Source organism: Arthrobacter sp. FB24 (assembly GCF_000196235.1).
Taxonomy (GTDB): Bacteria; Actinomycetota; Actinomycetes; order Actinomycetales; family Micrococcaceae; genus Arthrobacter.
Genome location: NC_008541.1, coordinates 3,127,176 through 3,148,035, shown reverse-complemented (window position 1 = coordinate 3,148,035; position 20,860 = coordinate 3,127,176). Strand labels below are relative to the sequence as shown.

The 20,860-nt window shown below is 66.6% G+C and carries 22 protein-coding genes and 1 riboswitch; of the genes, 11 read left to right on the top strand and 11 right to left on the bottom strand.

Annotated elements, in window-relative coordinates; translation table 11 throughout:
• The first annotated feature begins 176 nt into the window (after positions 1-176).
• From sigE to ARTH_RS14190, 3 genes are all read left to right on the top strand, one after another.
• Positions 177-806, top strand: a complete 630-nt coding sequence (sigE, locus tag ARTH_RS14200) for an RNA polymerase sigma factor SigE (protein WP_011692635.1) — start codon at positions 177-179, stop codon at positions 804-806.
• A gap of 8 nt (positions 807-814) precedes the next feature.
• On the top strand, positions 815-1,888 hold the full coding sequence (locus tag ARTH_RS14195; RefSeq protein ID WP_011692634.1) for a hypothetical protein: 1,074 nt from the start codon (positions 815-817) through the stop codon (positions 1,886-1,888).
• Positions 1,889-1,969: 81 nt separating this feature from the next.
• Complete coding sequence (locus tag ARTH_RS14190) at positions 1,970-2,371, top strand: hypothetical protein (protein WP_011692633.1); 402 nt, start codon at positions 1,970-1,972, stop codon at positions 2,369-2,371.
• A 70-nt stretch (positions 2,372-2,441) separates the two neighbouring features.
• Here the strand turns inward: ARTH_RS14190 and ARTH_RS14185 are convergent, their stop codons facing one another.
• From ARTH_RS14185 to ARTH_RS14175, 3 genes are read right to left on the bottom strand one after another with little or no spacing between them, the layout of a single operon-like run.
• The gene (locus ARTH_RS14185; RefSeq protein ID WP_011692632.1) at positions 2,442-3,569 is read right to left on the bottom strand and encodes an Mrp/NBP35 family ATP-binding protein; all 1,128 of its coding nucleotides are present in this window, start codon (positions 3,567-3,569) and stop codon (positions 2,442-2,444) included.
• An 11-nt stretch (positions 3,570-3,580) separates the two neighbouring features.
• Positions 3,581-4,303, bottom strand: coding sequence for a DUF1003 domain-containing protein (locus ARTH_RS14180; protein ID WP_043429917.1), 723 nt, complete (start codon positions 4,301-4,303; stop codon positions 3,581-3,583).
• On the bottom strand, positions 4,284-5,567 hold the full coding sequence (locus ARTH_RS14175; RefSeq protein ID WP_011692630.1) for a magnesium transporter MgtE N-terminal domain-containing protein: 1,284 nt from the start codon (positions 5,565-5,567) through the stop codon (positions 4,284-4,286). The genes ARTH_RS14180 and ARTH_RS14175 overlap by 20 nt, the downstream gene beginning before the upstream one ends.
• 76 nt (positions 5,568-5,643) lie before the next feature.
• Between ARTH_RS14175 and ARTH_RS14170 the strand changes: the two genes are divergently transcribed.
• The gene (locus ARTH_RS14170; RefSeq protein ID WP_011692629.1) at positions 5,644-6,546 is read left to right on the top strand and encodes a general stress protein; all 903 of its coding nucleotides are present in this window, start codon (positions 5,644-5,646) and stop codon (positions 6,544-6,546) included.
• A gap of 63 nt (positions 6,547-6,609) precedes the next feature.
• Here ARTH_RS14170 and ARTH_RS14165 read toward each other — a convergent pair whose 3' ends face one another.
• Positions 6,610-8,202: an aminopeptidase P family protein gene (locus ARTH_RS14165; protein WP_011692628.1), complete on the bottom strand. Its 1,593-nt coding sequence runs from the start codon at positions 8,200-8,202 to the stop codon at positions 6,610-6,612.
• Positions 8,203-8,286: 84 nt separating this feature from the next.
• Between ARTH_RS14165 and ARTH_RS14160 the strand changes: the two genes are divergently transcribed.
• A complete protein-coding gene (locus ARTH_RS14160; protein ID WP_011692627.1) occupies positions 8,287-9,135 on the top strand; it encodes a PHP domain-containing protein in 849 nt (282 codons plus the stop codon).
• Positions 9,136-9,219: 84 nt separating this feature from the next.
• Here ARTH_RS14160 and ARTH_RS14155 read toward each other — a convergent pair whose 3' ends face one another.
• The 3 genes from ARTH_RS14155 to ARTH_RS14145 all read right to left on the bottom strand — a co-directional run bounded on the left by ARTH_RS14155 (position 9,220) and on the right by ARTH_RS14145 (position 13,630).
• Positions 9,220-10,092 carry a DNA-methyltransferase gene (locus ARTH_RS14155; RefSeq protein ID WP_011692626.1) on the bottom strand — a complete coding sequence of 291 codons (873 nt, stop codon included), beginning with the start codon at positions 10,090-10,092 and terminating at the stop codon, positions 9,220-9,222.
• Between the two features lie 8 nt (positions 10,093-10,100).
• Entirely contained in the window at positions 10,101-11,858 is a 1,758-nt protein-coding gene (locus ARTH_RS14150; RefSeq protein ID WP_011692625.1) for a DEAD/DEAH box helicase, read from the bottom strand.
• 299 nt (positions 11,859-12,157) lie between these two features.
• Positions 12,158-13,630, bottom strand: a complete 1,473-nt coding sequence (locus ARTH_RS14145) for an RNB domain-containing ribonuclease (protein ID WP_011692624.1) — start codon at positions 13,628-13,630, stop codon at positions 12,158-12,160.
• A gap of 41 nt (positions 13,631-13,671) precedes the next feature.
• On the opposite strand from ARTH_RS14145, the gene ARTH_RS14140 reads away from it, so the two are divergent.
• On the top strand, positions 13,672-14,346 hold the full coding sequence (locus ARTH_RS14140; protein ID WP_011692623.1) for a ferritin-like domain-containing protein: 675 nt from the start codon (positions 13,672-13,674) through the stop codon (positions 14,344-14,346).
• Here ARTH_RS14140 and thiE read toward each other — a convergent pair whose 3' ends face one another.
• Complete coding sequence (gene thiE / locus ARTH_RS14135; RefSeq protein WP_011692622.1) at positions 14,347-15,060, bottom strand: thiamine phosphate synthase; 714 nt, start codon at positions 15,058-15,060, stop codon at positions 14,347-14,349.
• 26 nt (positions 15,061-15,086) lie between these two features.
• Positions 15,087-15,206, top strand: a riboswitch (TPP riboswitch).
• Between thiE and ARTH_RS14130 the strand changes: the two genes are divergently transcribed.
• From ARTH_RS14130 to ARTH_RS14115, 4 genes are all read left to right on the top strand, one after another.
• Positions 15,193-16,545 (top strand): FAD-dependent oxidoreductase, encoded by a 1,353-nt coding sequence (locus ARTH_RS14130; RefSeq protein ID WP_011692621.1) that lies wholly within the window; start codon positions 15,193-15,195, stop codon positions 16,543-16,545. It overlaps the preceding riboswitch by 14 nt.
• Positions 16,542-16,778: a sulfur carrier protein ThiS gene (gene thiS / locus ARTH_RS14125; RefSeq protein WP_011692620.1), complete on the top strand. Its 237-nt coding sequence runs from the start codon at positions 16,542-16,544 to the stop codon at positions 16,776-16,778. The genes ARTH_RS14130 and thiS overlap by 4 nt, the downstream gene beginning before the upstream one ends.
• A gap of 5 nt (positions 16,779-16,783) precedes the next feature.
• Positions 16,784-17,605 (top strand): thiazole synthase, encoded by an 822-nt coding sequence (locus tag ARTH_RS14120; RefSeq protein WP_011692619.1) that lies wholly within the window; start codon positions 16,784-16,786, stop codon positions 17,603-17,605.
• A 23-nt stretch (positions 17,606-17,628) separates the two neighbouring features.
• Positions 17,629-17,982, top strand: a complete 354-nt coding sequence (locus ARTH_RS14115; protein WP_011692618.1) for a 4a-hydroxytetrahydrobiopterin dehydratase — start codon at positions 17,629-17,631, stop codon at positions 17,980-17,982.
• Here the strand turns inward: ARTH_RS14115 and ARTH_RS14110 are convergent.
• From ARTH_RS14110 to ARTH_RS14100, 3 genes are read right to left on the bottom strand one after another with little or no spacing between them, the layout of a single operon-like run.
• The gene (locus ARTH_RS14110) at positions 17,979-18,281 is read right to left on the bottom strand and encodes a hypothetical protein (RefSeq protein ID WP_011692617.1); all 303 of its coding nucleotides are present in this window, start codon (positions 18,279-18,281) and stop codon (positions 17,979-17,981) included. The two genes, ARTH_RS14115 and ARTH_RS14110, sit on opposite strands and share 4 nt — an antisense overlap.
• A 48-nt stretch (positions 18,282-18,329) precedes the next feature.
• A complete protein-coding gene (locus tag ARTH_RS14105; RefSeq protein WP_011692616.1) occupies positions 18,330-18,554 on the bottom strand; it encodes a DUF3107 domain-containing protein in 225 nt (74 codons plus the stop codon).
• A gap of 51 nt (positions 18,555-18,605) precedes the next feature.
• Positions 18,606-19,292 carry a TetR/AcrR family transcriptional regulator gene (locus ARTH_RS14100; protein WP_011692615.1) on the bottom strand — a complete coding sequence of 229 codons (687 nt, stop codon included), beginning with the start codon at positions 19,290-19,292 and terminating at the stop codon, positions 18,606-18,608.
• A 66-nt stretch (positions 19,293-19,358) separates the two neighbouring features.
• On the opposite strand from ARTH_RS14100, the gene moeB reads away from it, so the two are divergent.
• Complete coding sequence (gene moeB / locus ARTH_RS14095; RefSeq protein WP_011692614.1) at positions 19,359-20,558, top strand: molybdopterin-synthase adenylyltransferase MoeB; 1,200 nt, start codon at positions 19,359-19,361, stop codon at positions 20,556-20,558.
• The last annotated feature ends 302 nt before the right edge of the window (positions 20,559-20,860 follow it).

The window sequence follows — 20,860 nt, the reverse complement described above, 5'->3', positions numbered from 1 at the left end:
ATCCCTGGCGCGCCTGCCGCGCGGGATTCCGCCCAAGGCTGAAGCCCATGGATAGTCAGGAAATTCCCAGCCAACTTTGAAATGATTGTTATCCGCTCATCCAGGAGGTGATCGGCGCCGAAGCACTGGTGTCAGCACCGTCCAGGCGTTAGTACCATCCATGAGGGGAGTGGACGATGTCAGCATCAGTTGTGGCACCTGTCCCGGCAATTGAAGATTCAGTGGCCCAGTCAGAAGCGGAGTGGGTCAGGCCAACCTGGGAAGAAGTGGTAACTAACCACTCCGCCAAGGTCTACCGCCTTGCCTACCGTTTGACCGGCAACAAGTACGACGCCGAGGACCTCACCCAGGAGGTGTTCGTCCGCGTCTTCAGGTCGCTGGAGAACTTCAAGCCCGGTACCCTCGACGGCTGGCTGCACCGGATCACCACCAACCTTTTCCTGGACCAGGCGCGCCGCAAGAGCCGCATCCGCTTTGATGCCCTCGCCGAAGACGCCGAATCCCGGCTGCCCGGCCGCGAACCCGGCCCGGAACAGAGCTTTGAATTCAACAACCTGGACCTCGATGTCCAGGCCGCCCTGGAGGAACTGCCGCCGGACTTCCGCGCCGCCGTCGTCCTGTGCGACCTCGAAGGCCTGTCCTATGACGAGGTGGCCGAGGCGCTGGGAGTGAAACTCGGAACCGTGCGGTCCCGCATACACCGCGGACGCACCATGCTCCGGGAAAAGCTGGCGCACCGCGATCCCCGCACGAGGCAGTCCCTCAAGCCACGGCTTAAGCTGCCCCGCATCGCCGGCATCCTCTGATCGGCTCCATGGGTCAGCTGAGAAACCTGCTGCGTGGCCTTGGCGGCAACTGTACGCGCGGACTCCTGCCGCGCAGCAAGCGCGGACGCGGCGCGGAACACATAAAGTCCTGCCCCGAATGCATGTCGCTGCAGTGGCGTGAACGCCAGTACCTGGAGCGCCTGCGGCGCGCCTCGATCCCGGCCGCCAGCGACGACTTCACGGCCAGGCTCCTGGCGCGGACGCAGCAGCTCGCCACGGCGCCCAAGGCGGCCGAAAACACTGCTGGCTGGCACCCCGCCCCCGGCCACGCCGCTGCCGGATCCCGGGCGCTGAGGAGCCTGGGCCTCGCAGCAGGCGGAGCTGTTGCCGCAGCCGGAGTGGTCACTGCCGCCGCATATTTCATGGCCGGTGTTCCCGGGCCCGAGGCAGGCGGTGCACCCGCACCGTCGGTCCAGCAGGAGGAAGCCACCTTCGGACTGCAGTCGTCGACGGGTTCCGCGTCCCTGGGGACGGCCGGCATGCTGACAAGCGCCGATCTTGCGCAGCTCCGCACGGAGGGATGGTCTTGCCCGGAGCTCCGGCACATGGGCTTCCACATGCTCTGGGCCCGGCGCGAAGCTGTGGCGGGGCTGGGCATCCTGGAAATGAGGCTTACCGACGGGAAGCATTTTGCCACCGTCCTGGAACAGCATCCGCAGCCAGGCCCGGCTGGCGCTGCACCATCCACCGTCCCCGTGTCATCGCCCACGAATATCCTGACGGGCCGTCCTGCAGCGGACGACGGGTTCGTGCCCGCGCCCCAAGGTGCTGCCGGCAGTCCCGCTGGCGGACCCGGGTCGCTCTGGATCAACGCATCAGCCCCGTGGCGAGCCATTTACCAGGCGCCGGGTGTGACGTTTACCTATATGTCGGACCTGCCCGCCGACACGGCCGTCGACGGCGTGGCGGAGTTGGTTCGCTCAGGTTCGGTCAAGCCGGTGCACAGTATCAAGGACGTTGCGGGGCCCGCAGCGGCCGGCAGCACCGCGGCCGCCCCGGAAGACCTGACCGCAAGGCTGCAGCGTGGACTGGGGCGCATTCTGGAGCTTTTCACGCCATGAGCGGGCTGCCTGCCGTGACTGCTATTGTGCGGCACGCGTCAGAATCGTCACCAGTGTCCCGGAGAGGGTAATCTTCCTAGGGTGTTTGGAATCAACGGTCCGGAGTTTCTTCTTCTGCTGATCATCGGCGTCCTGGTGATCGGCCCCAGCCGGCTGCCCGAATACACCCAGAAACTGGCGAACCTGGTCAAGGAAGTCCGCCGGATGGCGTCGGGCGCCCGGGAACAGATCAAGGACGAGGTCGGGATCGACATCGACGAAGTCGACTGGAAGAAATACGACCCGCGCCAGTACGATCCCCGCCGGATCATCAAGGAAGCCCTGCTCGACGACGACACCAAGCCCGTCAGCGCCGGTGCGCCGGCAACGGTTGCGGCCGTTGCCTCGGCCTCTGCCGCGTCCTACGCGGAAGAGCGCCCGGCACGCGTCATTGAACGGCTGGCCGACGGCGAGCGTGCACCGTTCGACTCCGAGGCCACCTAGGCCGGAATTTCGGCAGGCTCACTTGCCGGGCTAACGGCTCAATTGCCGAGGCGGATGTCACCAGGCTCAATCACCGGGGCTGCAGGCCCAGCTTCATTCCCGTCAGGCCCCGCGGCCTTGCTGCGAGCTTTCCCGCAATCCCCGTCAGCGCCTGGGCCGCAGGAGTCTCGGGCCTGCCGAGAACGATCGGCTGGCCGGTGTCACCGCCCTCGCGCAACAGGATGTCCAGTGGTATCTGGCCCAGGAGCGGCACGTCCGCCCCGACCGTCGCGGACAGCCGTTCGGCGAGCACAGCGCCGCCGCCGCTGCCGAACAGTTCCATCCTGCCGCCGTCGGGCATTTCAAGGAACGACATGTTCTCCACAATCCCGGCCACCGACTGGCCTGTCTGCGTGGCGATGGCGCCGGCCCGCTCGGCGACGTCGGCGGCAGCGGTCTGCGGCGTCGTCACCACCAGGATTTCGGCTTTCGGAAGCAGCTGCGCCACGGAGATGGCGATGTCCCCGGTTCCCGGGGGCAGGTCAAGGAAGAGTGCGTCCAGGTCGCCGAAGTAGACGTCGGTGAGGAACTGCTCAAGGGCCCGGTGCAGCATGGGCCCGCGCCATGCCACCGGCTGGTTGCCCTTGACGAACATGCCGATCGAAATGACTTTCACACCGTAAGCCACCGGCGGAAGGATCATGTCGTCGACCCGGGTGGGAGCCTGGTCGATGCCCATGAGGGCCGGGACCGAGAAGCCGTACACGTCGGCGTCGATGATGCCGACGCGCAGGCCCTGGGCTGCCATGGCGCACGCGAGGTTGACCGTCACGGAGGACTTGCCCACTCCGCCCTTGCCGCTGGCCACGGCAAAGACCTTCGTCAGCGACCCGGGCTGGTTGAACGGAACGCCGCGCTGGCCGCCGGGGCCGCGGAGTTGCTCTTTCAACGCGTCCCGCTGCTCCTGCGTCATGACTTTGAGCTCGACGTCGACGGCGGTCACCCCCGGGACCGCGGAGAGCGCGGCCTCGGAGTCCGCGGTGATGGTGCCGCGCAGCGGACACCCCGCAATGGTGAGCAGCACAACGAGGCGGACCCGGCCGTCGTCGTCAATGGCCACCGACTGCACCATGCCGAGTTCGGTGATGGGGCGGCGCAGTTCGGGATCGATGACAGTGGCCAGTGCAGCATCCACTGCCTGGCCCAGGGGGGTGATCATGCGGTCAGTACTCAGCTTTCGGGGGTGTTGAGGTGCGCAGGGTAGCTGGGATGATCCGGCTTCACCCTGGGGATCTGCTGGGTCCGCGGGTTGCGCTGCTTGTCTCGCCGCTCCTTCAACTTCTCCTTGACTTTATCCTTGGGAGATTCGTGGCTTCCCGTACCGGACGGGTCATGCGTGCGAAGTTCTTCCTGCGCCTCCAGCATGTCCTCCAGGAGGCTGCGAAGTTCGGCACGGACGTAGTCACGGGTGGCAACTTCACGTAGCGCGATGCGCAGCGACGCTAGTTCCCTGGTGAGGTATTCGGTGTCCGAGAGATTGCGTTCGGCGCGCTGGCGGTCCTGCTGCAGCGACACGCGGTCACGGTCGTCCTGGCGGTTTTGGGCGAGCAGCAGCAGCGGGGCCGCATAGGAGGCCTGCAGGGAGAGCATCAGCGTCAGCAACGTGAAGCCGAGTTCGCGTGAATCGAACTGCCACTCCAGCGGGGCCCAGGTGTTCCAGACCAGCCAGAAAATGCAGAACACTGTCATGTAGACCAGGAACTGGGGCGTTCCCATAAAGCGGGCAAAGCCCTCGGTCGTCTGGCCGAAGGCATCCGGGTTCGGAGAGAACTTCGGGAGGATCCGCTGACGCCCGCTCAGCGGAGTGTCGAGGCTGCCTTTGCCGCCTCCTTTACCGCCCGGCCGGGCAGTGGAGGTTCTGGGTGTGCTGTTATCAGCCAACGCGGCCTCCAAGTTTCCTTATCGGGGCGTCGTCCTCGTGGGCGCGCCAGTCATCCGGGAGCAAGTGATCCAGCACGTCATCAACAGTCACCGCCCCCACAAGCCGACCGTCGCTGTTGACCACGGGGAGCGAGTTGAGGTTGTAGGTGGCCAGGGTACGGGCCACCTCGCTGATGTGCGCCTGGTCCGAGACCGGTTCCAGGGTTTTGTCCACCAGGTTTCCGAGGGGTTCCGGCGGCGGATAGCGCAACAGCTGCTGGATGTGGACGACGCCGAGGAAACGGCCGGTCGGTGTCTCCAGCGGAGGCCGGGCGATGAAGATCGACGAGGCCAGGGCGGGGGAGAGTTCCTCGCGGCGGACGTGGGCGAGCGCCTCGGCGACGGTGGCCTCGGGCGGGAGGATGACCGGGACCGGAGTCATCAGACCGCCGGCGGTGTCCTCGTCGTACTCCAGCAGGCGGCGGACGTCTTCGGCGCCCTCGGGTTCCATGAGCTGAAGCAGTTCCTCCGCCTGGGCGCTGGGGAGTTCGGCGAGGAGGTCGGCGGCGTCGTCCGGGTCCATCTCTTCAAGGACGTCAGCGGCGCGGTTGACGTCGAGGGCGGAGAGGATTTCCACCTGGTCACCTTCGGGCATCTCCTGCAGGACGTCGGCGAGGCGCTCGTCCTGGAGTTCGCTGGCGACCTCGAAACGGCGCTTGTCGCTCATTTCCTGGAGGGCCTCGGCGAAGTCGGCAGGCTTTAGGTCCTCGTGGGTCGCAACGAACTGGGTGGCGGCCTGCGGCTCCGTCTTGGCACCCTGCTGCGCATCGGCCCAGTCGATGATCATGGTCTCGTTGCGGCGCAGCCGGCTCAACGGCGAGAGAGAGTGGCCCCGGCGGACAAAGAGCTTGCTGACAAACCAGTCGCCGGAACGGTGCTTGTCCATCGCGATGTCCTCGATGGTGGCGTCGCCGCTGCCATCGGCGAGGGTCACGCGGCGGTCGAACATCTCAGCCACCACGAGGGTTTCCGCGCCGCGCTGTTCGAAGCGGCGCAGGTTGACCAGGCCCGTGCAGATGATCTGGGTCTGGTCGATCGAGGTGATTCGGGTCATCGGCACGAAGACGCGTTTCTTACCGGGGACTTCCACGACGATGCCCACCACATGCGGGGCGCCCCGGGTGCCGCGGGAGAGCACGACGACGTCGCGCAACCTGCCGAGACGGTCGCCCAGGGGGTCGAAGACATCCAGTCCGAGGAGGCGCGCAACAAACACCCGCGAAATATTTGTGCTCACCCCTACAGGCTACCGAGTCTGCTCTCTTTTAGCTGAATTTCAGCCTGCACACAGCCGGATGGGCAAGAATGGATGTATGTCAAACATTTTTGGTGCCCCCAAGGCCGGTGTCCCGAACGGGCCGGACGAGTTCCGCACGGTTCCGGCCGGGGACACCGTCGGTTCGTATACCTCCTACCTGGACGCCCAAAAGGCGGTGGACTACCTCGCAGACCAGCAGTTCCCCGTCCAGCTGGTGTCCATCGTGGGCAACGACCTGAAGATGGTTGAGCGCGTCACCGGCCGGCTGAGCTACCCCCGGGTGGCGTTGTCGGGCGCACTGAGCGGTATGTGGTTTGGCTTATTCGTAGGCGTCATGCTGTCCTTCTTTTCGCCCACCGGCGGCTACTTCTCGATTGTGACCTCGGTGCTCATGGGCGCGGCGTTCTTTATGCTCTTTGGCATCGTGACCTACGCAATGCAACGCGGTAAGCGCGACTTCACCTCAACCAGCCAGGTGGTGGCCACCAACTACGACGTCGTGGTGGCCTTTGAGGCTTCCCATGAGGCACGGCGCATGCTGCAGCAGCTGCCCATGACCACGTCGGATGCCTCCGCCGGGGCCGCATCGTATGGCCAGACCCAGCCGTTCCAACAGCCGGGGCACCAGCCCGGACCCCAGCAGGGTCCCGGGCCTCAGCAGAGCCCTGGACCGCAGCACGGTCCCGGACCCCAGCGCCCTGCGGGCTGGGATGATCCTTACGGCCAGAGGACGCCTGAGGCAGGGAACCAGCCGTCCTACGGCGCGCATGCAGCCGCCGCGCCCGGCCACGGACCGCAGGCCGCTGCCGAGGAACAGCATCAGGCCGCGCCGAAGCCCGCAGTGCGCTACCCGGACCTCCCGGACGGCCGGCCGCAGTACGGTGTCCGCGTGACCGATACCCACAAACCGGAGGACGGACACAAGCAGGAGACCGCTGAGGGCGGCGACCGGCAGTAGTCCCCTTACACAACAAAGGCCTCCGTCCGGTTGATCCGGACGGAGGCCTTTTGTTTAAGCGGCTTACGGCTGTGCGTGCTCTGCTTCCTGGTAGATGCCCGCCATCCAGGACTCGACGTCGTCGGCCTTGCGGGGGAGTGCGGCGCTGAGGTTGACCGGACCGTCGGCAGTCATGAGGATGTCGTCCTCGATCCGGACGCCAATGCCGCGGTATTCCGCCGGAATCGCGAGATCCTCGTTCTTGAAGTACAGGCCCGGCTCGATCGTGAACACCATTCCCGGGGTCAGGACGCCGTCCAGGTAGAGCTCACGCTTGGCCTGGGCGCAGTCGTGCACATCGAGGCCAAGGTGGTGGCTGGTGCCGTGCGGCATCCAGCGGCGGTGCTGCTGGCCCTCGGGGCTGATGGCTTCCTCGACGGACACGGGCAGCAGGCCCCATTCCGCCAGGCGCTCAGCGAGGACAGTGGTGGCGGCCGTGTGGATGTCGCGGAACTTGGTGCCGGGCTGCGCGGCGGCGAAGCCGGCGTCCGCTGCGTCCAGGACAGCCTCGTAGACCTTGCGCTGGACCTCGGTAAACGTGCCGTTGGCGGGCAGGGTACGGGTGATGTCAGCCGTATAGAGGGAATCGGCCTCAACGCCGGCATCCAGCAGCAGGAGCTCGCCGGCGTTGACCGTTCCGGTGTTCCGCGTCCAGTGCAGCACGGTGGCGTTGTTGCCCGAGGCCGCGATGGTGTCGTAGCCCAGCTCATTGCCCTCTTCCCGGGCACGGGCAAAGAAGGCTCCCTCGACGACGCGCTCGCCGCGCCGGTGGGTCAGGGCCCGGGGGAGGGCCTTGACGACCTCGGTGAACCCTTCCACGGTCGCGGCCACGGCGGTCTTCATCTGCTCGATTTCCCACGCATCCTTGACCAGGCGGAGCTCGGAGAGGGCCTCGGTGAGCTTCTCATCAAGGGCATCCAGCACGCCCAGGTCCAGGTTGTCCGGGTCCTTGGCAGTGTTGTAGCGGGCCGTGTCCACCAGGGCGTCGATGTTCTCGTCCACCTTGCGCACCAGCCGGATGGAGATACCGCCGATTTCGGGGGCGCCCACATTCTTGGTGATTGCCAGTTCGAGCTCGTCGATGTGGGCAGTGGCGAGGCCCAGCCTGCGTTCGAATTCTGCCAGCGTGGGGCGGGCACCGATCCAGAATTCGCCGGAGCGGGAGTCTGCATAGAACTGTTCGGTGTCCCGGCCGGCGAGGGGCCGGAAGTAAAGGGTGGCGCGGTGGTTCCCGCCGTCGTCGCCCTTTCCTTCTTCAACCGGTTCGAAAATGAGCACGGCGTCGGGCTCGTGGTCGAGGCCCAGGCCCGTCAGGTGGGCGAAACCGGAGTGGGGGCGGAAGCGGTAGTCGCAGTCGTTGGAGCGGACCTTCAGCGGGCCGGCGGGGACCACCAGGCGTTCGCCCTTGAACAGGCCGGAAATGGTGCGACGCCGGGCGGCGGCGTGATCGGCCACGGCGTCCCGATCGGGGAGCTCTTGTGCCGAGGGCGCCCAGTTGCTGGCCATGAAGGCCTTGAAGGCGTCGGAACTGGGCCGCTGCGAGCGGTTGTTGACGCGCTCTTCGAGGGGCTGGCTTGCTGTATTTTCACCGTTGTAGGTGTTGTCTGCATCGTTCACCGTCCCATAGTCTCACCAGCTGCGTGGCCGGGGCCACCGAACACTGCACCGAAGACTGCACTGGCCATCTACTAGGCTGGGCAGGTGAGGATTGATCTGCATGCCCACTCGAATGTTTCCGACGGCACGGAGGCGCCCGCAGCGGTGATGGCGGCCGCCGCTGCCGCAGGCCTGGACGTAGTGGCCCTGACCGACCACGATTCCACCGACGGCTGGGCGGAAGCGTCGGCGGCGGCCCGGAGCGCGGGGATTGTCCTGGTGCCCGGCATGGAGATTTCCTGCCGTACGGAGGAGGGCATTAGCGTCCACCTGCTCAGTTACCTGCACGATCCTTCGCACCCCGGCCTGCTGGAGGAAATCACCAAGGCCAAGGACGCGCGCCTCATCCGGGCCGAACGCATGGTCACCCTCCTGGCCGAGGACTACCCGCTGACCTGGGACGACGTCATCCACCATGTGGCACCGGGCGCCACGCTGGGGCGGCCGCACATCGCCGACGCCCTGGTGGCTGCCGGGGTGGTCGCGGACCGGACTGAGGCCTTCGCCTCGATCCTGACGTCTCAGTCCCGGTACTTTGTCCAGCATTACGCCCCTGATCCGGCCGTCGCCGTGGCCCTGGTCAGGGAGGCGGGAGGCGTGCCCGTGTTCGCGCACCCGGTGGCGTCGGCCCGCGGCCGGGTGGTGGGCAGGCGCACCTACCTGGAGATGATCGACGCCGGCCTGGCAGGCCTGGAGATCGACCACCGCGACAACCCGGAGAAGGGCCGGGCCTACCTGCGTGCACTCGCCGAGGAACATGGCCTGCTGGTCACCGGCTCCTCCGACTACCACGGCACGGGCAAGCCGAACCTGCTGGGCGAGAACCTCACGGCACCCGAGGTCATGGCGAGGATCGAAGAGCAGGCCAGCGGAACCGCCGTCGTGCGTCCTTGAACTTTGCCGTTACCTCGTGAACCGCGCCCCGGCTGACTGGCAGTTAACGCTCTGGAAACCGCGAATGACGACGAGTTATGCGGGTCAGTTGGGTGGGAACGACGTAAACGATGCCAGGGCACTGAGCCGCTTGGACATGACCTCGATGGCAGGCTGATTCTGGTCGACGCAGACGAACTTCCGGTCCAGCTTGGCGGCCACGGCTCCGAGGGTGCCGGAGCCGGCGAAGAAGTCCAGGCACCAGTCACCCGGCCGGCTGGAGGCAGCCACCACGCGGCGGATCAGGCCCTCGGGCTTCTGCGTCGGGTAGCCGGTTTTCTCCTTGCCGGTGGGGGAGACGATGGTGTGCCACCAGACGTCGGTGGGCAGCTTGCCGAGCTCCCGCTTTTCCGGCGTGACCAGTCCGGGTGCCATGTACGGTTCGCGGTCCACTTCAGCGCTGTTGAAGTGGTACTTGGCAGGGTTCTTGACGTACACCAGGATGTTGTCGTGCTTCGTGGGCCAGCGGAACTTGGCGCGGGCGCCGTAGTCGTAGGCCCAGATAATCTCGTTCAGGAAGCACTCCCGGCCGAAGATGGCGTCCAGCATCACCTTGGCGTAGTGGACTTCCCGATAGTCCAGGTGGAGGTACAGGGTGCCGTCATCAGCCAGCAGCCGCCACGCTTCCACGAGCCTTGGTTCCAGGAAGGACCAGTAGTCGCTGAACGCGTCGTCGTATTTGTGCAGGGCACCCTTGATCGTGTCGTAGGAGCGGCCCTTGAAGCCCACGCGGTCGCCGCCGCCGTCCGCGTTGCGCACCATGGTGGTCTGCTGGCGGCTCTGGGCGCGGCCCGTGTTGAACGGCGGGTCGACGTAGATGAGTGTGAAGGCGCCGTCCGGCAGCGTGGGGAGGTACTCCGCGTTGTCCGCGTGTACCACCAGGTTGCTGCCGTCCGGCGCCCAGACGGTGTCAGTCATTGAGGGGTTTAGGCCTCAGTGTTGCCGTGTTGTGCGCCGTCCTGGGCTGCGTTTCCGCCGCCCACCACTTCGCCGTTGCGGCGGCGCGTGCGGGTGCGGCGGCGGGCGCGGGTTGCCCGGTCGACCTCCGCCGGCGCTGAAGCGGGCGCTGCTGCCACGGGGGCTGCGTCGGCCGCCGGAACGGCTGCCGCAGTGTTGTCGGAAGAACGACGGCGGCGCTCACCTGAACGTGCGCCCTCGCGTCCGGAGCTGTCCCTGCTGCTCCCGGCCTCGCTGCGGCGGGAATCGCGTCCGCCGGAGCGGCCGCTGTCGCGTCCACCGCCGGTGCTTCCGCCGCGGGCGGTGTCGCGGCCGCCGTCCCGTGCGCTGCCGCGCCCGGTCTTCTTGCCGGTCTCGCCCAGGTCCTCCAGGACCTCGGCGTCGACGCCGGCGAGTACGCGCTTGTCGCGGGGCAGGCGGCCCTTGGTGCCTTCCGGAATGTCCAGCTCTTCGTAGAGGTGCGGGGACGAGGAATAGGTCTCCACCGGTTCCGGCACGCTGAGCCCCAGCGCCTTGTTGATCAGGCCCCAGCGGGGCATGTCGTCCCAGTCGACGAAGGTCACGGCGGTACCCTTGTTGCCGGCGCGGCCGGTGCGGCCCACGCGGTGCAGGTAGATCTTTTCGTCTTCGACGCACTGGTAGTTGATCACGTGGGTGACGTCGTCGACGTCGATGCCGCGGGCGGCGACGTCGGTGGCCACCAGGACGTCAACCTTGTTGTTGCGGAAGGCCCGGAGGGCCTGCTCCCGGGCACCCTGGCCAAGGTCGCCGTGAATGGCGGCCGCAGCGAACCCGCGGTCCACCAGTTCTTCGGCCACCTTGGCGGCGGTGCGCTTGGTCTTGGTGAAGATGATGGTGCGGCCACGGCCGCGTGCCTGCAGGATGCGGGCCACCACTTCGATCTTGTCCATGCTGTGGGCGCGGTAGATCAGCTGGCGGATGTCGCGCTTGGTCAGGCCCTCGTCGTCCGGATCAGCCGCACGGATGTGCGTGGGCTGGGTCATGTAGCGGCGGGCCATGGCGATGACCGGGCCGGGCATGGTTGCCGAGAACAGCAGGGTCTGGCGGACGGCGGGGGTCCCTGCAATCAGTGTCTCGACGTCCGGCAGGAAGCCGAGGTCCAACATTTCGTCGGCCTCGTCGAGGATGACGATCTTGACGTTCTTCAAGCTCAGGTGCTTCTGCTTGTACAGGTCGATCAGGCGGCCGGGGGTGCCGACAACGATCTCGACGCCCTTCTGCAGGGAATCCACCTGCGGCTCATAGGCGCGGCCGCCGTAAATGGTGGCAATGCGGGCGTTGCGCTTCCGGGCGGCGTTTTCCAGGTCCTTGGCAACCTGGACGGCGAGCTCGCGGGTGGGCACGATCACCAGCGCCTGCGGAGCGCCCGGGACTGCCAGCTTGTCGAAGCCGGGGTCGTCGCGTCCCACCACGCGTTGCAGCGCGGGGATGCCGAAGCCCAGGGTCTTGCCGGTGCCCGTCTTGGCCTGGCCGATGATGTCGTGGCCGGCGAGGGCCACAGGCAGCGTCATAGCCTGGATGGGGAAGGGGTGGGTGATTCCGGCGTCGGCCAGGGACTCGACGATGTCGGCGCGGACGTTGTAGTCCGCGAACGATTTCTCCTCGATCTCGTGCGGCTTTTCGTCCGAGATGATGGTCTCTTCCGGCTCGATCGTTTCAGTGCCGGTTTCGTCGGTCAGAAGTTGGTGCGTATGCAATTCACTCACAGGGGAGTTTCCTTATTCATTTGGGCATTGGCGCTGCTTGCTCAACGGGGCCGGCCGCGAGGCCGTTCCGGAGCACGCTCGGGCGCGCAAGCAAATCCAGTGGAAGCCGATCGCGGGCTATCTAAATGCTGGCACTGGGGACCAGCGGGTGTATCTCAAGATCGCGTAGGGGCGGGCTTGTTGAATTCAAAAATCATGGAAATCAACGACCGGGCATCCATTACTACCCCCTCAGTCTAGCTGTTGCCCGCAACCATCCCCGACTGACGCCCCGGACGCGGTCCGCAATCTGCCGGCAATCACTCCACCAGCTCAAGCCGGATCACCCGCGTGCGGATGTCTGACGAGATCAGCCTGACCCGGACCGTGGTGCCGGATTCGAGTTCGCCGGGGCACCGGGCCGTCACCGCCGGGTCTGCGATCTGGATGATGCCGGACGGTCCGTTGCCGTTCCCGTTCCCGCCGTTCCCGTTGGGCTTGCCCGGTTTCGACCCGGAGATGACTACGGCGTCAAACTCCTGCCCGATGTGGTTGACGAGCAGGGCGGCCTCCACCGTATCCAGGGCCAGCCGTTCCATCCTGGCCGCCAGCTGGTCCGAGGCGCCCATGATTTCCGGCAGCGAGGGCAGTGCCTCGCGGGCCCAGTCGGGAACCGCGGTCCGGTTGCTCAGCGCCTCACAGATCACCAGGACGAAGCGGTCGATCAGGCGGCGCAGCGGTGCCGTGGTGTGTGCATAGGCGGCCCCGATGGCCGACTGGATGGCGTCCTCCGGCACTGTGCCGTCAAAGGGCGTGTAACCGGCGCCCCGGAACAGCATCCCGGCGGAGTGCAGGATGGCCAGCTGCCGGGGGTCGGTGGGGTCAAGGGAGCGCAGGTACTCGCCGTAGCTCGCCTCGCCGTCCCACGGCTTTCCGAGCGCGTTTGTCTGCCGCTTGAAATGAAGGAGCGACCGTTCGTCGGGGGCGGGCATGGTACGCAGGATCCCGACCTTGCCTTCGAGCATAAGGTCAGCCGCAGCCATGCCGGTCATGAGGGAGATCTGCGCATTCCAGTCCTCCACGGGGAGGGGCGGAGCCGCCACGATGCGGTAGCCGCCGTCGGGCAGCTGTTCGATTTCCTGTTCCGGCATGTTGAGGCTGGCGCCGCCGCGGAGCCGCTCAAGTTCCACGCGCTTGATCCCTACCTCCCTCAGGAGCAGGAGGACGGGGGCGGCACTGCCGGAATCCAGCTCGGCCTGGACTCCCTTATAGGTGAGCTTCGCCCGGCTCCGGATCCTGGCCCGGCGCACCAGCACCGACACCACTTGGGCCGCCGCATCCAGGTCGAACTCCCACACGAAGGCGGCGCACAACTGGCCGGCAAGCAGGCTGCCGGCCTGCTCGCTGATGACCTCCGGGTGCAGCGGAATCCGACCGTCCGGGGCGTAGAACGTCTGCCCCCGGCGGCGCGTCTCGGCGTCGAGCGCACCGCCCGGTGCCACAAAGGACGGCACGTCGGCGATGGCATAGAAAACCTTGTACCCGTCGCCTGACCGTTCGATGAAGAGGGCTTGGTCCAGGTCAGTGGAAGACGGGGGATCGATGGTCACAAAGCCCACATCGGTGAGGTCCAGGTCAGGCATCTTATGTTCCGCGATGGCCGCCAGCGCATCCCGCAGGACATCGTCAGGGAAGGGCCCGGGCAGCTCCAACTCCGTGCGCAGCGCGTTCAGCGCTTCGGCCAGCCGGTTGGTCTGTTCGTGGACATTTGGAGTCAGGTGATGATGTGACACGAAAGTCAGGTTAGCTCCATTTGCGCCATTAGTCTTGGACGATGAGCACATCCCCGGCTGACACCGCTCGCTACAACCGTTTCGTCGCAGACTTGTTCGGAATGATGGCCTACGGCGAGCTGTCAGCTTTCGAGAGGTTCTCCGCTGACGCGCGGTATTCGCCGACCCTTCACGACCGGGCCGTGCTCGGCAGGATTGCCGTGGTGGAGTTCCGGCACTACGAGCTGGTGAGCGCCCGGCTTGAGGCCATGGGGATCGACGCCGAGGATGCCATGCTGCCGTTCCAGGCGGCCGTGGACTATTTCCATTCACGGACGCGCCCGGCCGACTGGTACGAATCACTGATGAAGGCCTACGTGATCGATACGGTTTCTGCAGACTTCTACCGGGCTATCTCCCGCTATGTTGATGCCGGAACGCGGGACGTCATCGAACAGATCCAGGCCTCCGACGAGACAACGGAAGTTCTCCGCGAACGGCTGAGGAGCGCGCTCGCCGATGATCCGAGGCTCGCGTCGAGGCTTGCCCTATGGGGCAGGCGGCTGCTGGGCGAAGCACTGACCCAGGCGCAGCGCGTCAGCTACGAGCATGCGTTCCTGGGAAGCCTGATCGGCGGCGAGGACAGTGCCGCCGCGAAAGAGCTGGTCAGTGGGCTGATCGCCGGGCTGGCAGAGAAGCACTCCAAGCGGATGACGCAGCTCGGCCTGACCGGATAGTCAGGATGCGCCGGCGTCGAGTGCCGCCAGCAGCGACCTCGCGGCCGCGGCGGGGTCGTCGGCCTCGGTGATGGCGCGGACCACCACGATCCGCTCCGCTCCTGCAGCCGCCACCTGTTCTACGTTGCCCAGGTCGATGCCGCCGATGGCGAACCACGGCAGGCGCGGCCCGTCAACCGTTGGCCCCGCAGCGCCGCCAGTTGTTTTGGCGGTCGTTTTGCCGGCGGCTTCCGCCGCATAGCGGACCAGTTCGAGGCCGACGGCGGCACGGCCCGGCTTCGTGGGAGTGGCCCACACCGGCCCGACGCAGAAATAATCCAGGCCTCCCGCACCACGGGATGCGGCGATGGCGGCATCGATCTGCCCGTGGCTGTGCGTGGACAGGCCGATCACGGCTTCACCGCCGAGGAACTTCCGGGCGGACGCCAGGGGGAGGTCCTTCTGCCCTACATGAAGCACCGGGGCGCCGGAGAGCGAGGCGATGTCCGCGCGGTCGTTGACCGACCACAGCCGGCCATGGCGGCGGGCCGCGGTTTCCAGTACTTCGAGCAGCTCGAGCTCCTCGGCCGCTTCCAGGCCCTTGTCGCGGAGCTGGATGATGTCCACGCCGCCTGCGTAGGCGGCATCAACGAAGTCGGCAAAATCGCCGCGGTCCGTGCGGGCATCAGTGCAGAGGTACAGGCGGGCATCAGTAAGGAGAGCTTGCTCGGTCATGGCACAAGCCTAGTTCCCCTAAACTGGGGGAGTACCGCGGGAGCCCGCCGCAGCTGTCACAAAGCTGCAGGGCTGAGAGGGCGTCAGAGCCGACCGCTTGACCTGATCCGGTTAGTACCGGCGTAGGGAAGGATGACAATGACCCCGCAATCCCCGCCCACCCGCCCACCCGCGCGCAGTCGCGACGGGCACGGCGTGCACATCAGCGCAGACGTCGCCGTGATCGGCGGGGGAGTAATCGGCCACGGGATCGCCTGGGAAGCCCGGAAGTCGGGCAGGTCCGTGGTGATCATCGACGACGCACCGGGAACGGGCGCGAGCTGGGCCGCCGCAGGCATGCTGGCGCCGGTCAGCGAACTCCACTACCAGGAGGAAGACCTCCTGGAGCTCATGCTCCACTCCTCGGGACTGTGGCCGGCCTTCGCGGCCGGCCTGGAAACCGGGCGTGCCTCCCATGAACACGGCGGCGACGGCCCGGACACCGGCTACCTTACGACGGCGACCCTCGCCGTGGGTGCCGACGCCGCAGACCGCCGGGCGCTCGCCGACCTGCGCGCCGTCCAGCAGGCCAGCGGCCTAACGGTGGAACCGCTGACGGTCAGGGAAGCCCGGGCACGGGAGCCGCTGCTGAGCCCCGGGATATCCTGCGCCTTCGACATCCCGGCCGACCATCAGGTGGATCCCCGCAAACTCCTCGCCCGGATCGCGGAGCTCCTGCCAGGGGCCGCCGTGCGTGACCGGGCCGCCGGCCTGCTCTGGGACGACGGGCGCGTCAGCGGCGTCAGCCTGGCCGGGGGAGGCACCGTGCACGCTGGCGAAACAATCATTGCCAACGGACTGGAATCCGCGTCCCTGGGCGGAATGCCTCCCGGACTTCAGCTGCCGCTGCGCCCCGTGTACGGCGACATCCTGCGCCTGCGCGTCCCCGCCTACCTGCAGCCCCTGGTGACATCCACGGTCCGAGGAATGGTCCACGGAGTTCCCGTCTACATCGTGCCCCGGCAGGACGGCACCGTGGTTATTGGGGCCACGCAGCGTGAAGATTCGCTGTCAGGAGCGGGCATCGGCACCGCCGTTACGGCGCCTGCAGGGCCCGTAACACCCGCAGGGTCGGCCGTTTCCGCCGGCGGCGTCTACCAGCTGCTCCGCGATGCGCAGGTGCTGGTCCCCGCCGTCGCCGAATTGGAACTGCTCGAAGCCACGGCGAGGGCCCGTCCGGGAACGCCGGACAACGCGCCGCTGCTGGGCCGAGTAGCGGCCGCAGGAACCGGCATGGATATTGAGGGGCTGATCATTGCCACCGGCTTTTTCCGGCATGGCGTCCTGCTCACTCCTGCCGCGGCGTCCATCTGCAGGCAGTTGATGGACGGCGACGCCGATCCACGCTGGACCCCGTTCCGGCCCGACCGGTTTTCCGGCGTTTCGGCCGGACCGGCAACTCCCGCGCACACCGTCACAATTGACCCGAACAAGGAAACAGCATGAACATCACACTGAACGGCACGGCACACGCGGTGGCCGACGGCGCGTCCGTCACCACCCTCGTCAGCCAGGTCACCGGCAGGAACCTCGCGCCAAACGGGCAGGCTGCCGACGGCCAAAAGTTGGGCGTGGCGGTAGCGCGGAATTCCGAGGTGGTGCCGCGCAGCCAATGGTTCGTCACGGCACTGGCCGAGGGCGACGACGTCGAACTTGTTACCGCGGTACAGGGAGGTTGAGCATCATGGCAGGAACAACGGTTGCCGGCACGGCAGGGACCGGGCAGCAGGCTGCGGCGGACGCCTTCATCGTGGACGGCGTGCCGCTAGGATCACGGTTGATCATGGGTACCGGCGGTGCTCCCAGCCTCGATGGGCTGGGGGCCGCCCTGATCGCGTCCGGAACGGAACTGACCACCGTGGCCATGCGCCGCTACTCGCCGGCCGAAACAGGCTCGCTCTTCCAGCTCCTGGTGGACCACAACATCCGGGTCCTGCCCAACACCGCCGGTTGCTTCACCGCACGGGACGCCGTGATGACGGCGGAACTGGCGCGGGAGGCGCTGGAGACTGACTGGGTGAAGCTTGAAGTGATCGCCGACGAACACACCCTGCTGCCGGACGCCGTGGAGCTGGTGGACGCCACCGAGCAGCTGGTAAACCGCGGGTTCAAGGTGTTCGCCTACACGAATGACGACCCCGTGCTGGCGCTTCGGCTGGAGAACCTCGGGGCCACCGCCGTGATGCCCCTCGGGTCCCCGATCGGCACCGGCCTGGGCATCCTGAACCCGCACAACATTGAGCTCATCGTTTCCAGGGCATCCGTTCCCGTGGTGCTGGATGCCGGCATCGGCACGGCGTCCGACGCGGCGCTCGCCATGGAACTGGGGTGCGACGCGGTACTGCTGGCGACAGCAGTGACCCGGGCGCAGAACCCGGCGATGATGGGGGAGGCCTTCAAACACGCAGTCATCGCCGGTAGGCTGGCGAAGGCGGCAGGACGGATTCCGCGCCGCGAGCACGCCCTCGCCTCGTCGGCCATGGAAGGCCGGGCCGAGTTCCTGTAGGCGGACCATCCAAGGAGCCACTGATGACCGGCACGGAAGATATTCTTACCCAAACCCAGATTGACGCCGCACTCACGGAACTTTCCGACTGGCTCTACCAGCCGGGTGCTCTGGTGACCGTCTTCAAGGCGCCGACGGCGGCCGCTGCGCTTGAGCTGATTGCCGCCGTCGGGCGCCTGGCTGAGGAACAAAACCACCACCCCGATCTGGACTGGCGGTACAACAGGGTGTTCATCCGCTTCAGCTCACATGACGCCGGCACACGGGTGACAGGGCGTGACATCGCCGCAGCCGCGGCCGTCAGCCGGGCGGCCGCCGCTGTGTCGGCCTCCGCGGAGCCCGGCAAATACCCCCCGCCCGGCGCCTCACGTAGTTAGAGCCGCAGCGCGGCGGTGAGCTCTTTCGTATCATGCAGGGCACGCTTCCGGCCCAGGTACACCGCGGCGGCGAGAGCCGCCCCGGTGCCCAGGACCATGGGCAGCACCCACGGAATCCACGTCAGGCCGGGCTGGTAACCAAGCCCTGCTGCCATGAAGATGATCCAGCTGAGCATCCCCACCGCAGTGGCCACCCCTGCAGGCATGCCGATGCCGTACTTGGCATGCCGCCTGTCGTTGGCCCAGACAACAAAGCCTGCGGCCACAGTCACGAGGGCCACGATTACCAGGGAAAGCATTCAGCGAACTCCTTGCTGCAGGGCGTTTCGGACAGGTGAAGCGGCGGCCTAGAGTTGGCCGAAACCGACGCGGCGGGCTTCCTCGGCGCCGATCTCCACGTAACCCAGGACGTTGGCGGGAATGATGATCACACGGCCCTTTTCGTCAGTCAGGCGCAGTTCGGCGCCCTTGGTAATGGATTCCTCGACGAGCTTTGCTACCGCGTCAGCATCCTGAGCCGATTCCATCACAATTTCGCGGCCAATATTCTGAATGCCGATCTTTACTTCCACAGCGAGGCCTCCCAGCCAATCAAAGTTCTAAAGGTGTTCTCTATTTGTAGTCTAGGTTTCCTTGGGAAAGCGCGAGATTCCGCGCCAAGCTAAACGATAGATCAGGTCGCTGGCCACATCGAGGTCCAGGTTTCCGTCGGTTTCAAGCCAGTAGCGCGCACTGACCTGCGCCATGCCGGCGAGTCCGCGACCCAGCAACTGGGCCTCCAGCATGGGGAGCTTCGTGTCCTCGGCGATGACCCGCGCGATGGCGTCGGCAAACGTCTTGTTGAATGTTTCGAGCCTGGAACTGACGTCGGCGTCATTGATCAGGTCCGATTCAAACACCAGGCGGTGCGCCTGGTCATCGCTGGCAATGAAGTGATAGTAGGCGCGCATGACCGCCTGGACGCGCTCATCGTTGTCATCGGTGGAATTCAGTGCGCCCATCATAAGCTCGGTCAGGGCACTGAGGTGGCTGTCCAGCAGGGCGAGGTAGAGCTCGCGTTTGGAAGGGAAGTGCTGGTACAGCACCGGTTTGCTGACATGGGCCGTCTCAGCGATCTCGTCCATGGCGGCGCCGTGGTATCCATTGGCCACAAAGACTTCCTGGGCGGCCGCCAGCAACTGGGCGCGTCGTTCGTCACGCGGGAGCCGCGCCGAACGCGCACCGCCGGCCCGCGCTTGTCCCGCGGCTGCCTTCCCGGCCTGTGTCCGATCAACCGGTGCATGATGAACCACTGTTGGCCTTCTTTCCATTGCAGTTACCTACACTTTACGCGCGGGTAATATGACCTTGCGGCATCTTCGGGCATACATTGAAGTATGGCTTCCACGTTCACCGCAACTGCTGTCCCCGCAACCCTGGATCCGCTCGTGGAACCGGCGGATGCCCTGACCGCCGAAGAGGTGGAGCGCTACTCCCGCCACCTCATCATTCCGGAGATCGGCGCGCTGGGCCAACGCAGGCTCAAGAACGCCAAGGTCCTGGTCATCGGTGCCGGCGGCCTGGGCTCGCCGGCCCTCCTCTACCTTGCCGCCGCAGGGGTGGGAACCTTGGGAATCGTCGACGACGACGCCGTTGACCTGAGTAATCTGCAGCGCCAGGTCATCCACGGCGTTGCGGACGTGGGCCGGTCCAAGATCGAGTCGGCACGCGACTCCATTGCCGCGCTGAACCCCTTGGTGGACGTCCGGCTCCACAACGTGCGGCTCGACGCCTCGAACGCGCTGGAGCTGTTCGCGGGCTACGACCTCATCCTGGACGGCGCAGACAATTTCGCCACGCGCTACCTGGTAAACGACGCCGCCGCCATTCTCGGCAAACCCTATGTCTGGGGCTCCATCTTCCGCTTCGACGGCCAGGTGAGCGTGTTCTGGGAAGAGCACGGCCCGACGTACCGCGACCTCTACCCGGAGGCACCGCCGGCCGGCTCGGTGCCGTCCTGCGGCGAAGGCGGCGTGTTCGGGATGCTGTGCGCCGCCGTAGGCTCGCTCATGGTGACCGAAGCGGTCAAACTGATCACCGGCGTCGGGCGGTCCCTGCTGGGCCGCGTCGCGCTGTTCGACGCCCTCGGCGGCAGCTGGCGGGAGATCAAAGTGGCACGGGATCCGGCGGCCGAACGCGTCACGGAACTCACTGACTACGAGGCGTTCTGCGGAATAGTACCGGAGCCGGCCGCGGCCAAAGAGAACACTGTTACGGCCACGCAGCTGGCCACCATGCTGGCTTCGCGCAAAGCGGGGCTGAAGGACTTTGACCTCGTGGACGTCCGGGAGCCGGGTGAGCACGACATCGTCAGGATTGACGGGTCCGTCCTCATCCCGCAGGGGAGGATCCTGGCGGGGGAGGCCTGGGCGGAGCTGCCCCAGGACAAGGACATCGTTTTCCACTGCAAGGCCGGGACACGTTCCGCAGCGGTCCTGGCCGCGGCCCAAAAGGCGGGCTACCAGCGGGTCAGCCATCTCGATGGCGGCATCCTGGCCTGGGTGCGCGAAGTGGAGCCGGGCAAGCCGGTTTACTGAACGGCCGGACCACCGCCCGATCTCCGCCGGTGCCTGTGTCCTGGTGGGGGCGCATAGGGCGGAGCATGCACGTCAGGGGCTGGAGGCGGGCGGGATGGCCGCACCGGAGCGGGGCCCGACGGCGAGGATTGCGACACTGCGGAGCCCACCCGGACGGGAAGCTCCGAAGCCCGGTTCAGGGGAGTGGATGCGCACGCCGTGGATCCCTCGGATGCAGCGCGACGGTGGGCGCTCTCGGCGCGGATGACCGGAGTGAACGCCTTCGGCTGAGTTGCTGCCTGCCGGCGTTCCTGCCTGCCCGG

What these genes read in the sequence shown, in the direction of transcription:
- ARTH_RS14130 (WP_011692621.1), top strand. Translation starts at nt 15,193, where the DNA reads ATGACAATGACCCCGCAATCCCCGCCCACCCGCCCACCCGCGCGCAGT.
- ARTH_RS14100 (WP_011692615.1), bottom strand. Translation starts at nt 19,292, where the DNA reads ATGGAAAGAAGGCCAACAGTGGTTCATCATGCACCGGTTGATCGGACA.
- ARTH_RS14115 (WP_011692618.1), top strand. Translation starts at nt 17,629, where the DNA reads ATGACCGGCACGGAAGATATTCTTACCCAAACCCAGATTGACGCCGCA.
- ARTH_RS14140 (WP_011692623.1), top strand. Translation starts at nt 13,672, where the DNA reads ATGAGCACATCCCCGGCTGACACCGCTCGCTACAACCGTTTCGTCGCA.
- thiS (WP_011692620.1), top strand. Translation starts at nt 16,542, where the DNA reads ATGAACATCACACTGAACGGCACGGCACACGCGGTGGCCGACGGCGCG.
- sigE (WP_011692635.1), top strand. Translation starts at nt 177, where the DNA reads ATGTCAGCATCAGTTGTGGCACCTGTCCCGGCAATTGAAGATTCAGTG.
- ARTH_RS14120 (WP_011692619.1), top strand. Translation starts at nt 16,784, where the DNA reads ATGGCAGGAACAACGGTTGCCGGCACGGCAGGGACCGGGCAGCAGGCT.
- thiE (WP_011692622.1), bottom strand. Translation starts at nt 15,060, where the DNA reads ATGACCGAGCAAGCTCTCCTTACTGATGCCCGCCTGTACCTCTGCACT.
- ARTH_RS14155 (WP_011692626.1), bottom strand. Translation starts at nt 10,092, where the DNA reads ATGACTGACACCGTCTGGGCGCCGGACGGCAGCAACCTGGTGGTACAC.
- ARTH_RS14170 (WP_011692629.1), top strand. Translation starts at nt 5,644, where the DNA reads ATGTCAAACATTTTTGGTGCCCCCAAGGCCGGTGTCCCGAACGGGCCG.
- ARTH_RS14110 (WP_011692617.1), bottom strand. Translation starts at nt 18,281, where the DNA reads ATGCTTTCCCTGGTAATCGTGGCCCTCGTGACTGTGGCCGCAGGCTTT.
- ARTH_RS14195 (WP_011692634.1), top strand. Translation starts at nt 815, where the DNA reads ATGGGTCAGCTGAGAAACCTGCTGCGTGGCCTTGGCGGCAACTGTACG.
- moeB (WP_011692614.1), top strand. Translation starts at nt 19,359, where the DNA reads ATGGCTTCCACGTTCACCGCAACTGCTGTCCCCGCAACCCTGGATCCG.
- ARTH_RS14185 (WP_011692632.1), bottom strand. Translation starts at nt 3,569, where the DNA reads ATGATCACCCCCCTGGGCCAGGCAGTGGATGCTGCACTGGCCACTGTC.